General features: G+C 57.6%; 17 protein-coding genes. 3 read left to right on the forward strand and 14 right to left on the reverse strand.

Annotation, left to right across the window (positions count from 1 at the left end):
* Positions 1-96: 96 nt before the first annotated feature.
* The 4 genes from rplT to thrS are packed head-to-tail and all read right to left on the reverse strand — an operon-like array spanning position 97 to position 3,210.
* Entirely contained in the window at positions 97-453 is a 357-nt protein-coding gene (gene rplT, locus ACVHNU_RS14490) for a 50S ribosomal protein L20 (RefSeq protein WP_002553161.1), read from the reverse strand.
* A gap of 28 nt (positions 454-481) precedes the next feature.
* A complete protein-coding gene (gene rpmI, locus ACVHNU_RS14495; RefSeq protein WP_002553160.1) occupies positions 482-676 on the reverse strand; it encodes a 50S ribosomal protein L35 in 195 nt (64 codons plus the stop codon).
* Between the two features lie 60 nt (positions 677-736).
* Positions 737-1,288: a translation initiation factor IF-3 gene (gene infC, locus ACVHNU_RS14500; protein WP_170929410.1), complete on the reverse strand. Its 552-nt coding sequence runs from the start codon at positions 1,286-1,288 to the stop codon at positions 737-739.
* A complete protein-coding gene (gene thrS, locus ACVHNU_RS14505) occupies positions 1,288-3,210 on the reverse strand; it encodes a threonine--tRNA ligase (protein WP_003226368.1) in 1,923 nt (640 codons plus the stop codon). Before thrS ends, infC begins: the two co-directional genes overlap by 1 nt.
* Positions 3,211-3,591: 381 nt before the next feature.
* On the opposite strand from thrS, the gene ACVHNU_RS14510 reads away from it, so the two are divergent.
* On the forward strand, positions 3,592-3,891 hold the full coding sequence (locus tag ACVHNU_RS14510; RefSeq protein ID WP_003226370.1) for a hypothetical protein: 300 nt from the start codon (positions 3,592-3,594) through the stop codon (positions 3,889-3,891).
* A 292-nt stretch (positions 3,892-4,183) separates the two neighbouring features.
* Positions 4,184-4,396, forward strand: a complete 213-nt coding sequence (locus tag ACVHNU_RS14515) for a cold-shock protein (protein WP_003179963.1) — start codon at positions 4,184-4,186, stop codon at positions 4,394-4,396.
* A gap of 72 nt (positions 4,397-4,468) precedes the next feature.
* Here ACVHNU_RS14515 and ACVHNU_RS14520 read toward each other — a convergent pair whose 3' ends face one another.
* Both ACVHNU_RS14520 and ACVHNU_RS14525 read right to left on the reverse strand, forming a co-directional pair.
* On the reverse strand, positions 4,469-4,786 hold the full coding sequence (locus ACVHNU_RS14520; protein WP_007961248.1) for an I78 family peptidase inhibitor: 318 nt from the start codon (positions 4,784-4,786) through the stop codon (positions 4,469-4,471).
* A gap of 168 nt (positions 4,787-4,954) precedes the next feature.
* Positions 4,955-5,260: a hypothetical protein gene (locus tag ACVHNU_RS14525; RefSeq protein ID WP_473017608.1), complete on the reverse strand. Its 306-nt coding sequence runs from the start codon at positions 5,258-5,260 to the stop codon at positions 4,955-4,957.
* Between the two features lie 132 nt (positions 5,261-5,392).
* Here ACVHNU_RS14525 and ACVHNU_RS14530 point away from each other — a divergent pair, with 132 nt between their 5' ends.
* Positions 5,393-5,605 carry a hypothetical protein gene (locus ACVHNU_RS14530; protein ID WP_003226376.1) on the forward strand — a complete coding sequence of 71 codons (213 nt, stop codon included), beginning with the start codon at positions 5,393-5,395 and terminating at the stop codon, positions 5,603-5,605.
* Positions 5,606-5,638: 33 nt separating this feature from the next.
* Here the strand turns inward: ACVHNU_RS14530 and ACVHNU_RS14535 are convergent, their stop codons facing one another.
* The 8 genes from ACVHNU_RS14535 to ACVHNU_RS14570 form a co-directional block, all read right to left on the reverse strand.
* Positions 5,639-6,667, reverse strand: coding sequence for a nucleoside hydrolase (locus tag ACVHNU_RS14535; protein WP_003226378.1), 1,029 nt, complete (start codon positions 6,665-6,667; stop codon positions 5,639-5,641).
* A gap of 45 nt (positions 6,668-6,712) precedes the next feature.
* On the reverse strand, positions 6,713-7,117 hold the full coding sequence (gene rbsD / locus ACVHNU_RS14540; protein WP_338802494.1) for a D-ribose pyranase: 405 nt from the start codon (positions 7,115-7,117) through the stop codon (positions 6,713-6,715).
* Complete coding sequence (gene rbsK, locus ACVHNU_RS14545; RefSeq protein WP_473017609.1) at positions 7,114-8,031, reverse strand: ribokinase; 918 nt, start codon at positions 8,029-8,031, stop codon at positions 7,114-7,116. The genes rbsD and rbsK overlap by 4 nt, the downstream gene beginning before the upstream one ends.
* Before the next feature lie 24 nt (positions 8,032-8,055).
* A complete protein-coding gene (locus ACVHNU_RS14550) occupies positions 8,056-9,075 on the reverse strand; it encodes a LacI family DNA-binding transcriptional regulator (protein WP_473017610.1) in 1,020 nt (339 codons plus the stop codon).
* Positions 9,076-9,078: 3 nt separating this feature from the next.
* Positions 9,079-10,056 (reverse strand): ABC transporter permease, encoded by a 978-nt coding sequence (locus ACVHNU_RS14555; RefSeq protein WP_003226385.1) that lies wholly within the window; start codon positions 10,054-10,056, stop codon positions 9,079-9,081.
* Positions 10,053-11,606, reverse strand: a complete 1,554-nt coding sequence (locus ACVHNU_RS14560) for a sugar ABC transporter ATP-binding protein (RefSeq protein ID WP_103483617.1) — start codon at positions 11,604-11,606, stop codon at positions 10,053-10,055. Before ACVHNU_RS14560 ends, ACVHNU_RS14555 begins: the two co-directional genes overlap by 4 nt.
* 57 nt (positions 11,607-11,663) lie before the next feature.
* Positions 11,664-12,620 (reverse strand): substrate-binding domain-containing protein, encoded by a 957-nt coding sequence (locus ACVHNU_RS14565; RefSeq protein WP_473017611.1) that lies wholly within the window; start codon positions 12,618-12,620, stop codon positions 11,664-11,666.
* A 202-nt stretch (positions 12,621-12,822) separates the two neighbouring features.
* Entirely contained in the window at positions 12,823-13,278 is a 456-nt protein-coding gene (locus ACVHNU_RS14570; RefSeq protein ID WP_003226390.1) for a hypothetical protein, read from the reverse strand.
* Positions 13,279-13,590 lie beyond the last annotated feature (312 nt).

Genomic DNA, 13,590 nt, shown 5'->3' on the forward strand with positions numbered 1-13,590 from the left:
ATACAAAATAGGGGAAGAGCTTGAAGGCTCTTCCCCTATTTATGACGTTTAACACCTGGCCCCACAGAGGTGAGGCCGGGTGACTGTCGGGGGTACTTAAGCCAAGGTGGCTTTAGCTTTCTCGACAATCGCAGCAAACGCCGCTTTTTCGTTCACTGCCAGATCAGCCAGAACCTTACGGTCGATCTCGATGGACGCTTTTTTCAGGCCAGCAATGAAACGGCTGTAGGACAGACCGTTAACACGAGCACCAGCATTGATACGAGCGATCCACAGAGCGCGGAACTGACGCTTTTTCTGACGACGGTCACGGTAGGCGTATTGGCCTGCCTTGATTACCGCTTGCTTGGCAACACGGAATACGCGGGAGCGTGCGCCGTAGTAGCCTTTAGCAAGTTTCAGAATTTTTTTGTGACGCTTACGGGCAATGACGCCACGCTTTACACGAGCCATGAGTTACTTCCTCTATTCTTGACTAAAATTAACGAAGGCGCAGCATGCGCTCGACTTTTGCCACGTCAGACGGATGCAGCAAGCTGCTACCGCGCAGTTGACGCTTACGCTTGGTCGACATTTTGGTCAGGATGTGGCTCTTGAAAGCGTGCTTGTGCTTGATACCGTTAGCAGTTTTCAGAAACCGCTTAGCAGCACCACTTTTGGTTTTCATTTTTGGCATGTTCGGATACTCCGCATTCAGTTGATAAACATAATCAGAAGGCCTGCCGTGCCCTGTTGATTACTTCTTCTTTTTCGGGGCGATGACCATGATCAGCTGGCGTCCTTCCATCTTAGGATGCTGTTCGACCGAACCGTACTCGAGCAGGTCAGCTTCAACCCGCTTGAGGAGTTCCATCCCCAGCTCCTGGTGGGCCATCTCACGGCCGCGGAATCGCAAGGATACCTTGGCCCTGTCCCCGTCACTCAGGAAACGTACCAGGTTGCGCAGTTTTACCTGGTAATCCCCTTCCTCCGTCCCTGGACGAAACTTGATTTCTTTTACCTGAATCTGCTTCTGGTTTTTCTTCGCTGCTGCAATCTGCTTCTTCTTTTCGAAGATCGATTTGCCGTAGTCCATCACCCGGCAAACCGGTGGGACTGCGTCAGCAGAGATTTCTACCAGATCAAGCTTTGCTTCTTCAGCAATACGAAGCGCTTCATCAATCGAGACGATGCCAATCTGCTCGCCATCAGCGCCAATTAACCGAACCTCGCGTGCCGAGATATTCTCGTTGATCGGGGCTTTCGGTGCAGCTCGTTTATCTTGTCTCATTTCACGCTTAATAATAATTACTCCGAATCTGGGCGACCACGCCGGGAAACCGCTTGCGCGAGAAACTCAGCGAACTGGGCGACGGGCATCGAGCCCAGGTCAGCACCTTCACGAGTACGCACAGCGACAGTCTGCATCTCGACTTCCTTATCTCCGATAACCAAAAGATAGGGAACCTTGAGCAAAGTATGCTCGCGGATTTTAAAGCCGATCTTTTCATTTCTCAAGTCGGACTTGGCACGAAATCCGCTTTCGTTGAGAGTTTTTTCCACTTCAGCAACAAAATCTGCCTGTTTATCAGTGATATTCATGATCACTGCCTGGGTTGGCGCGAGCCACGCAGGGAATGCACCTTCATAGTGCTCGATCAGAATCCCGACGAAACGCTCGAACGAACCGAGGATCGCCCGGTGCAACATCACTGGGTGCTTGCGACTGTTGTCTTCGGAGACGTATTCGGCGCCAAGACGGACAGGCAGGTTGAAATCGAGCTGCAAAGTACCACATTGCCACACACGACCGAGGCAATCTTTCAGCGAGAATTCGATCTTCGGCCCGTAGAATGCGCCTTCACCCGGCTGCAGATCGTACGGCAGGCCAGCACTGTCAAGGGCTGCAGCCAGTGCCGCTTCGGCGCGATCCCACAACTCGTCGGAACCCACGCGCTTTTCCGGACGAGTGGACAGCTTCATCTCGACATCGGTGAAGCCGAAGTCGCGGTAAACGTCCATGGTCAGCTTGATGAACGCTGCGGATTCGGCCTGCATCTGCTCTTCGGTGCAGAAAATGTGAGCGTCGTCCTGAGTGAACGCACGCACACGCATGATGCCGTGCAACGCACCCGACGGCTCGTTACGGTGGCAGGCACCGAACTCGGCCAGACGCATCGGCAGCTCGCGGTAGCTCTTCAGGCCTTGGTTGAACACCTGCACGTGGCATGGGCAGTTCATCGGCTTGATGGCGTAGTCGCGGCTTTCCGACTCGGTGGTGAACATGTTGTCGGCGTAGTTGGCCCAATGCCCGGATTTCTCCCAGAGGCTGCGGTCGACCACTTGCGGGGTCTTGATCTCCAGGTAGCCGTTGTCACGCTGCACTTTGCGCATGTACTGCTCGAGCACTTGATACAGGGTCCAGCCGTTCGGGTGCCAGAACACCATGCCCGGCGCTTCTTCCTGGGTGTGGAACAGGCCCAGGCGCTTGCCGATCTTGCGGTGATCGCGCTTTTCCGCTTCTTCGATGCGCTGGATGTAAGCCGCCAGCTGCTTCTTGTCAGCCCAGGCTGTGCCGTAAACGCGCTGCAATTGCTCGTTCTTGGCATCGCCGCGCCAGTAGGCGCCGGACAACTTGGTCAGCTTGAAGGATTTCAGAAAACGCGTGTTCGGCACGTGCGGGCCGCGGCACATGTCGACGTATTCTTCGTGGTAGTACAGGCCCATGGCCTGCTCGTTCGGCATGTCTTCGACCAGACGCAGCTTGTAGTCTTCGCCGCGGGCCTTGAACACTTCAATCACTTCGGCGCGCGGAGTGACTTTCTTGATGACGTCGTAATCTTTGTCGATCAGCTGATGCATGCGCTGTTCGATGGCGGCCATGTCGTCCGGCGTGAAAGGACGCTCGAAGGCGATGTCGTAATAGAAGCCTTCGTCGATGACCGGACCGATGACCATTTTCGCAGTCGGGTACAGCTGTTTGACCGCGTGGCCAACCAGGTGCGCGCAAGAGTGGCGAATGATCTCCAGCCCCTCTTCATCCTTTGGCGTGATGATTTGCAGCGTCGCGTCACTGTCGATGATGTCGCAGGCGTCGACCAGCTTGCCGTTGACCTTGCCGGCCACGGTGGCCTTGGCCAGACCTGCACCAATGGATGCGGCGACCTCGGCTACGGAAACCGGGTGATCGAATGAACGTTGACTGCCGTCGGGAAGAGTAATAGTTGGCATGGCGCCTCCTCTCCTAGTGGTGACCCCTACCAAAGGTCACGTGGGTTGGGATGAGCCAGTACAAGATCCGATCCAGGCCATTCAATGACGAACGCCTGCCTTACAGCGGCAGGAGCCTTGCGGCCAACCGGAAAACCGAACCAGAGTGACTGGGATTCAAATCAGAATATTCGCACGCTGACCGCTGCCGGGGCTGAAGGCCGTCCGGAGCCTGAGAACGCTTGAGCCCGGCATGCTAGCACAGATGAGCGGTCATCGACGTCATCGAATTGAGGTGTTGCTGATTTGCGCATTTTTGCGGCGCGAAGTGAACTTGGGATATACGCTTTGCCTCAAATAAGCTGAGAATCGTCGCCGATATCAACCCAAGGAGTTTCCGACATGCGCCTTATCCGACTTTTTGCTTTCGCGGCCCCGCTGGCCCTGCTGCTGCCGCTGAGTGCCAACGCGGCTTGGCCTGCCGGCGTCAAAGCCCAGTACATGAACGACTGCACCGCCGCAGCCAGCAAGAGCGTCAATCCGGCCGAAGCCAATAAGCACTGTGCTTGCGGTGCCGACGTTCTGGAAAAGAAATTCACCACGCAAGAGATCGCACAGCTGATGGACAAGAACACCCCGCCGAGTGGTGAACTGGGTCAGCGCGCATTGAAAGAAATCTCGGTTTGCCGCGTGCAGAAATAAGCGCTGACGAATGTTTTTTCGGGCGTCCAGCAGGCTGAAAACCGCCAAAAAGACCCCGAAATCGATAATTTACGCAGGTTTTATAGCTTTTTTTACACCCTCTTCTTTCGGCTGAAAGCCACTGAAACCGGGGCTTGCAGACATTTCAGAGGTTGAAATCAATGCAATATGAAAGCAAACAGCACGTCCGGGGGGCTACCAAAGCGAACATTTCGACTATGATACTCCGGTGTGCCCAGTTGGCCTGAGCAGCACAGTACTACTGAAAATATATGTTTCTTGGAGATACACCATGTCTAATCGCCAAACCGGCACCGTTAAATGGTTCAACGATGAAAAAGGCTTCGGCTTCATCACTCCTCAAGGTGGCGGTGACGACCTGTTCGTACACTTCAAAGCTATCGAATCCGACGGTTTCAAAAGCCTGAAAGAAGGCCAGACCGTCTCTTTCGTGGCTGAGAAAGGCCAAAAGGGTATGCAAGCTGCACAAGTTCGCCCAGAGTAATTTCCCGGCGCACTAAAAAAACCCCGTCCATGTGACGGGGTTTTTTATGCCTGCAACAAAAGCGGTCAGCGATCAGCCGCAGTTGACGCGGGTGACTACCAGGTTGTTGTCGGTATTCAGATTCAATCGATCGGAACGATACTCCAGAGTAATCATGTCCGTTGGCTTGAGGAATCGAGCGTTTTGCGCGCCAGCCTTGGCACGAGCCTGATCGAGCAGTTCCGGCGAAGCCTTTTTACCGATGGCAAACTCCGCTGCCTTTGCTTCACAGCGGCTATGACCAGCATCGGTCGCCACAGGATCCTTTGCCGACTCGCTGGAGGTTGTGCTGCAACCGGCCAACATGGCAACGGCCATAAGTGCACCCAGTGACGCGAACTTCAAAGGCATGAAGCCTCCTTTTTTCAAATGGTTAAGCTGAGATCGTGCGACCGCCAATCTGGCGTTTGGTTTCACAACAAGTGCTGCCACCCTGCCCCACGATCCGAAAAAACGCCGAGTCTGCCTGAAGTGCGCGCAACGCATCCTCACGCAATCGTCACCGAATATTAACGAAGCTCAATAGACGTCGATGTAATCGAGCGGCGAATTCGGCCAGTTTTCCTTGAGCGCGTTGAAAATCTGCATTACCCAGACCTCATCACTGGCCGCAACATTGCCGACGCACCCCGAACCCTTGGCCCAGGTTTCCAGACGAAACAGCAGGCCATCGATGTCCTGCCCGCCCGTCACACCAGAAGAAATATAGGCAATCCCCCCCTTCGTCACACGCAACTGCGTATGCACATCATCGCTGGCCGACGCCAGCAACTGGCGCACAGCGTCGAGTGTGAGGCCGTCGGGGGTGTTCAAATCGATCTGCACAGCACATTCCTTGGATCAGCCGGAAAAGACCAAGTGTCGCATAGCGTCGCGCTCATGCCTAAGTCGCAGTGCCAAACGCCCGACAAAGTGGTTAACTCAGGCACAGACATTCCCGACTTTTCGAGCGCATTCATGAGCACTGTAAGCATCAACGCCGACATCAAGGTTCTTTGGCCAAAGGGGCACAGTTCATATAGCCCTGGCAGTTCGGAGGAGTTGGCGTTGATCAGCATCGATCTGCTGGTCAAGACCATGGGAACACAAGGTGCGCAGACGTTTATCGCCCAGATTTTCGAACGCTATCAACACGAGCACAAGGGCGCGCAGGACACCGAGAGGGAGTAACGACCCGCAGGCTGGCACCTGCGGGTCCATGCCTTACTTCAAGCGCTTCAGACGCTCGGTCAGCAGATCGAAAAAGCCCTGGGCATCGCCGTTCTCGACCCAGAATGCATTCTTTGGTTGTTTCAGGCCGTCGTACCAGTCGACGACAGTCTGGCCAAAGGTGATCCCTTCACGGCTGTCGATGGCCACGTTCACCGAGCGACCGGTGAACAGCTCAGGCTTGAGCAGGTAAGCGATGACGGTCGCGTCATGCACCGGGCCACCCGGAATACCGTAGTGCTCCATGTCACCCTTGATGTACTCGTTGAGGATGTCGCCAACAATCTTGCTCGCGTTGTTGTTCAGCGCAGCAATCTGCTTCAGACGTGCGTCGCTGGTGAGGATCTTGTGGGTCACGTCCAGCGGCAGGTAGGTCAGCTTCACGCCACTCTTGAGCACCACTTCCGCTGCTTGCGGGTCGGCGAACAGGTTGAATTCGGCCACCGGGGTGATGTTGCCGCCATTGAAATGCGCGCCACCCATGATCACCACTTCCTTGATGCCATTAACGATCTCAGGCTCCTGGATCAGCGCCAGCGCAAGGTTGGTCTGCGGGCCGAGCATGGCGATGGTGATGCTGTGCGGCTTGGCTTTTTTCAAAGTGTCGATCAGGTAGTTGACCGCATTGCCTTCGGCCAGGCCCTTTTTCGGCTCATGCACGGTGACACCCGACAGGCCTTCCTTGCCATGGATGTTCTCGGCGTAGATCGGCGTACGCATCAGTGGCTTCGGCGCACCGGCATAGACCGGAACATCTTCGCGCCCTGCCCACTCGCGAGCCAGGCGCGCGTTACGCGAAGTCTTGTCGAGGCGCACGTTGCCGGCCACGGTGGTCAGTGCGCGAATGTTCAGTTCATCCGGCGATGCCAGGGCGAACAGCAAGGCGACCACGTCGTCGGCACCCGGATCGGTGTCGATGATCAGGTCGATCTTTTCAGCAGCCTGAGCGCCGGTGGCGGTAATAAAAGACAAAAGCAGCAGACTCCGAAGCAATTGGTGGAGTTTTTGAGCATAGCGGTGCATGGCGCATTCCTTGTGCTGATGAAAATGAAAGGGTCGAAAACCCGATTAGAACGTTACCCCGGCCACCAGCACGATGTTGCAGTACGGCTGACATTCGCCTGTACGAACAATCGCCCGTGCCTGTCGGCTGAGAACCTTGAATTGCTCATGAGTCAGCAGATCGCGCCGACCGAGAGCGCCCTCTTCTTGCAACTCGTCCAGCACGGCCAGTGCAGTCGGCTGCTTGTCGAGGATTTCGTTGGCCAGCACATGGCGCTCCACCTGCATCTCACTGAGCACGACTTTCAGCGTGCCGATGAAATCCGGAACACCGTGGGTCAGCGCCAGATCGATCAGCTCGACACCTGGCGGTACCGGCAGTCCGGCATCACCGATGACTACCATGTCGCCATGGCCCAGGGAGGCGATCAGCCGCGACAACGCGACGTTGAGCAGTGGAGTCTTTTTCATGCGGGTTTGAACGCCTGTACGTCGGACATCGTTGGAATGGAAGGTTGTGCGCCGGCCCGGGTCACAGACAATGCTGCCGCGATCTGTCCGTAACGGATTGCCTCGGCCTCGGATTTGCCACTGGCGAGCGCCGCGGCAAAACCGCCGACGAAGGTATCGCCCGCAGCGGTGGTATCGACGGCCTTCACTTTCGGCGCCGGGAAATGCTCGAACCCTTTGCCATTGGCAAACAGTGAACCTTGCGCACCGAGGGTAATGATGACCTTGCTCGCGCCCATGGTAATCAGATGGCTGGCCGCGCTTTCTGCGGTTTCCAACGAATCGACTGGCAACCCGCTCAACGCAGCGGCTTCACTTTCGTTGGGGATCAGGTAGTCGATGGCGGCAAACCAGTCTGCCGGCAGCGCACGACTGGCCGGCGCCGGATTGAGGATCACGGTCTTGCCCAGCGCACGTGCGCGCTTGAGCGCATGACCCACCGTCGCATCCGGGATCTCGAGCTGACAGATAACCACGTCGGCCGCCTGCAGCACCGCATCAAAGCGGTCAATCACGGCCGGGGTCATTGCACCGTTGGCGCCGGCGACGATCACGATGGCGTTCTGACTGTTGTCATCCACCACGATCAGTGCCACACCACTGGAATCTTCAACCGTGCTCACCGCGTGACAATCGATCTGCTCGGCCAGCAACGCGTCGCGCAATTGCACGCCGTAGTCATCGTTACCAACACAGCCGACCATCGCCACTTTTGCACCCAGACGCGCAGCAGCGACTGCCTGATTGGCGCCCTTGCCGCCGGACACGGTGGCAAAGGAATGACCGATCAGCGTCTCCCCACCCTTGGGCAGCCGTGGCGCCCGGGTGACCAGGTCCATGTTCAGGCTGCCTATTACCACTACATTTGCTGGCATACATCACTACTCGTCAATTCGGTTTCAGCGGTACTCGGTGAACACGCCAGACAACGGCGCAGTCGATTCGCGCAAGACAATACTCGGGGTCACGATCCGTTGATCGGTGACCAGGCTCGGGGTAGCAATCCTTCGCAGCAGCACTTCGGCAGCCATTTCGCCCAACTGCAGGATCGACTGGCCGACGGTGGTCAGCGCCGGGTACACATAGCGGCTCATCTGGATATCGTCGAAACCGATCACCGACAGTTCGCTTGGCACGCGCACATTGCGCTCGGCCGCCGCACGCAGCACACCGATACCGATCATGTCGTTACCGGCGAAGATCGCGCTCGGCGGATTGCTTTTGAGCAGAACCGCCGCTGCGTTGTAGCCGCCGGTACTGGTGAAATCGCTTTCCAGTATGCGCTCGGGGCGCACCGTGACTCCCGCCTCCTTCAGCGCCCGACAAAAACCGGCCTGACGCATTTGCGCCACGCTGGTACTCGACGGACCACCGATGGTGGCGATGTCACGATGCCCCAACTCCAGCAGGTGACGGGTCGCCAGATAGGCGCCATATTCATGATCAATGCGCACCAGATCCGCATCCACGCCTTCAAGCCCCCGGTCGACAATGACCATCGGCGTTTTCACGCCCGCCAGTCCTTGTGCCAGACCGGTATCGCCACCCGCGGAGGCGACGATCAGACCGTCGATGCGCTTTTCCAGCAGCACACGCAAATAGCTGCGCTGTTTTTCCGGGTTGTCATCAGAGTTGCAGAGGATCACGCAGTAGCCGTTACGCTCGCAGTAATCCTCGATACCCCGCGCCAACTCGGCAAAATACGGGTTGAGGCTGTTGGGCACCAATAAGCCAATGGTCGCAGTAGTCTTGGCCTTCAGCGAGCGCGCCACCGCACTCGGCACGTAATCGAGGGTTTTGATGGCCGCCTCGACCTTCAGCCGCACTTCCTGACTGACCGGGCGGGTCTTGTTCACCACGTGAGAAACCGTGGTGTAGGAAATCCCCGCGAGCGCCGCCACATCCTTGATCGTTGCCATTTCTTAGCCCCGTCGACTGGCGCGCTGGCTGCGATAGGTATCGAGCACGACCGCAATGACAATCACCGCGCCGGTGATGATGCGCTTGGTTGGCTCGGTGGCACCGATCTGCGCCAGACCGGCGGCGAGTACCGAAATGATCAACACACCAAAGAAGGTGCTGATCACCGACCCACGGCCACCCATCAGACTGGTGCCACCAATCACCACGGCGGCGATCACTTGCAGCTCAAGGCCAGAACCGGCATTCGGGTCGGCCGCTTCCAGACGGGAAATCTGGAACAGCGCGGCGATACCGGCGAGCAGGCCCATCAGGCTGAACACCAGAATCTTGTACGGCTTGGGGTTGATCCCGGCCAGACGCACCGCTTCTTCGTTGGTGCCGATACCGATCAGGTAACGACCGAACACGGTGCGGGTCAGTACAGCTTGCGCAATGAAGATCACCAGCAAGGCAATGATGAACGACGGCGAAATGCCGAACGCGATCGGGTTCGACAGCCAGGCAAACGAATCACCGATGTAGGCGGTGCGCGAACCGGTCATCTGATACGCCAGGCCACGGGCCATTTCCAGCACACCGAGCGAAACGATGAACGACGGTATACGCCACGCCACGGTGATCGAACCGGTCACCGTACCTGCCAGTGCCGCCACCGCCATGCCGAGCAATGCCGCTGGCAACACGCCCCAGCCCCAACCGAGAATCGCCACGCTGACCGTCGAGGCGGCAAGCGCCAGCACTGAACCGACCGACAGATCGATGCCGCCGATGATCAGTACAAAGGTCATGCCCACCGCCAGCACCATCAGATCGGGGATCTGGTTGGCCAGCGTGCTGAAAGTGTCATAGGACAGAAAGTGGCTGCTCATCATCGAGAACAGCGCCACCATCGCCAACAAGGCCCCGGCCAGGCCCAGATAGGTGCCCAGACCGTAGAAATTGCCACTACGTTTGCCGGCAGAAGATGCAGTTTTCATGGGAGATCCCTAGGCGCCGCTTCATTGAGCAACGCATCACGTTTTTGGTAGCCGGCGAACGCGGCGGCAAGCAAATCATCCTGGGTCCAGCTGTCGCGCTCGAAGGTGTCGATCAAACGCCCTGCCGACAGCACACCGATCCGGTCGCAGATCAGCATCAGCTCGCGCAGGTCACTGGAAACCACCACCAGTGCCTTGCCCTGACGCGTCAACTCGCCCAGCAAGGCGTAGATATCGAACTTGGCACCGACGTCGATACCGCGAGTCGGCTCGTCGAACAACAGCACCGAGCAATCGCGCTCCAGCCAACGGCCGATCACCACTTTCTGCTGGTTGCCGCCGGACAATTCCGACACCAATTGTGTCGGGCTGGAACTGCGGATGCGCATGGCGTCGATCTGACGCTGCGCCAGGGAAATTTCGTCGCTGGCATTGACGATCCCTGCCCTGGAAATCTCCGGCATGTTGCCCAGAGCGATGTTGGCGCTGATCGATTGACTGAGCAGCAGGCCTTCGCCCTTTCGGTCTTCGGTGATCAAGGCAATGCCATGCTTCACCGCATCAACCGGCGAACGCACATTGACCACCTGCGCCGGCGAACCCAGCGCAATCGTGCCACTGTCGGCCAGATCGGCGCCGAAGATCAGTCGCAGCAATTCGGTGCGCCCTGCCCCGATCAGCCCGGAAATCCCGAAGATCTCGCCAGCACGCACTTCGAAGGAAACATCACGCACCTTGTCGGAGCGGGTCAGGCCCTTGACCGTCAGTGCCGGGGCGCCGATCTTGCGCGGGCCCATGTCGATGTGTTCGCCCAGTTCGCGGCCGACCATCAAGGTGACCAGTTGCTCACTGTTGTAGTTGGCCATCGGCTCGACGCAGACCAGATTGCCATCACGCAGCACAGCAATGCGCTGCGCGACGCGCGCCAGCTCTTCGAGACGGTGGGAGATATAGATGATGGAGACGCCACGCGCCTGCAAACGAGTGATCTGCTCGAAGAGCATTTCCACCTCGCGGGCGGTGAGCATCGCGGTCGGTTCATCGAGGATAAGCACATGGCAATCGCCGATCAGGTTGCGCGCGATTTCGACCATCTGTTGATGGCCAATGCCCAGTTCGCCGACCAGGGTGTCGGGGTCAATGGCGTCGAGGCCGACCTGTGCCATGGCTTCGATCGCGGCTTTGCGCAATTGCTTGCGACTGATCCAGCCGCCGTTGCTGGGCAGATTGTCGAGAAACAGGTTTTCCGCCACCGACAGGGTCGGCAGCAGATTGAGTTCTTGCATGACCATGCGCACGCCAAGCTCTTCGGCCTGGGTGCGGCTGCCCGGACGGTAGTCCTTGCCCTGGAATTGCATCTGACCGGTGGTGGGCGTAACCAGCCCCCCAATGATCTTCGACAGCGTGCTTTTACCGGCGCCATTCTCGCCGGTCAGCGCCAGCACTTCACCGCGCATCAGCGTCAAGTCGATGCCCGTGAGCACCGGTTGCGCATAGGTCTTACCGATACCGCTGACCGAGAGGACAGCGTTCGGGGCGGAAACTGACATAAAAAACTCTCCATGCGCTCGTCCGGACGGACGAGCGCCGTTGTGTCGCCGGAAGACTTACTTAGTGACCAGCTCGACTGGCGTTTCGATCACGCCATTGACGCCGCTGTCGACTTTTTCGCCCTTGAGGATTTTCAGCGCAGTCTCGATACCGAACACGGCCTGCTTGGCAGCGAACTGATCGGCCGTCGCCAGCACACGACCATCCTTGAGCATCGGCTTGATCGCATTGATGTTGTCGTAACCGACCACTTGGACCTTGCCCGCCTTGCCGGCAGCGCGCACAGCGGAAACAGCGCCAACGGCCATGCTGTCGTTACCCGCCAGCAGCGCCTTCACATCCGGGTATTCGCTGAGAATCGACGCGGCAACCTTGTTGCCCTTGTCGATCTCCCAGTCGCCGGATTGCAGCGACACTACCTTGATCTGCGCCGCCTCCATCGCATCCTTGAAGCCTGCGGTGCGTTGCTGGGCGTTGGTGGTGGTGGATACGCCTTCGATGATGCCGACTTCGTCACCGGCCTTCAGTTGCTTGGCCAGGTATTCGCCGACCAGACGTGCACCTTTACGGTTATCCGGGCCTACGAAAGGCACGCTGATGTTTTTGCTTTTGACGATCTGCGGATCGAGCTGGTTGTCGATGTTGATCACGGTGATGCCGGCATCCACGGCTTTCTTGATCACCGGCACCATGGCTTTGGAATCGGACGGTGCGATGACCAGCGCGTTGACCTTGGCCAGAATCATCTGTTCGACGATGCGGGTCTGGCCGGCGGTGTCGGTCTCGTCCTTGATGCCGTTGGAGATCAGGTCGAAGTCGGCGGAGTGTTCTTTCTGGTAGGCCTTGGCGCCATCTTCCATGGTCAGGAAGAATTCGTTGGCCAGGGATTTCATGACCAGTGCGACTTTGGGTTTTTCCGGGGACCCGGCGAAAGCCGAAGAGACAGGTAGTGCGGCGGCTGCGGCAGCCAGCATAGCGACAGCAAGAAGACGTCCAGCGAATGGCAGCTTCATGGGTTCACTCCGATCTTATGATTATTGTGAGCAACGCTCGCGCTGGCGTAAGCTTTAGCGTTCTCGCCAGAGCGATAGCGCACCGGAAAAGCCGCGCAAACGTTTGCGTAGACCGAACTATGCGAATCCCGCCGACATTTGTCAACAATCAGAAATCGTCGTTGTATTGCGGGGCGCAATCGTCTGATTCGCCCCTTACCGCTCAGGCCGTGGTGCTGACCAGATTGCCGCTGGTGGAATCCTTGGTCATTTCCTTGACCAGCGCCGCCGCCACTTGCATCAGCTCCCCGCTGGTTTGTGCAATCTGTCCCTGGACGGACATGACCGCCTGCGACTTGGCCTCAGGTGTTGGATAGCTCGCGGCCTGGGCTGCAGCCAGTTGCTGTTGCTGCTCCTGCAGTTGCTTTTGCAATTCCTGCATGCGCTTGAGCAGCATTTTCACGGTGACGCTCAGATTATCGCCGCTGTCAGCGCTATCCGCCTGGCTGGCCTCTTGCGCGGGACCACCAGTGCGGACTTGATTGCTCGGTTCTTTTTCAACGCCAAGCGCCTCGTCGGCCGCATCTGCTTCCGCCTGGTTCATTGCATTGATTGTCGCTGCGGTTTTACCGCCAATGGTGACTGAGCCGGGATTTGAAAAACCGATCGTCAGTGACATGTGAACTCCCTAAATAAACGTTTCCTTCCACAGCCATCGGCCTGCTGACGGGTTTCTTTAGCAGAAAACCTGAACCGGCAAGCCGTTGCGGTCGCCAGGAGGTGTAGTCCCTTTCGGTGAACCGAACACGAAAGCTTCCTTTGTTCGGAAACCCGGCCATGTCATTCGCCGCATCATTGGCTAATCCATAAAATCTTGATGTAAATCATGAAGTTAAACATTTTTCTAAAGCAAAGTAGCGCTGGTACAGATCCTGCTCCCTAGCCTGCACCCCGGGCATTCAGATCGGCTCGGGGCGCATCTAGATGAACC

This window comes from Pseudomonas sp. Ors-4-3C, from assembly GCF_055755035.1.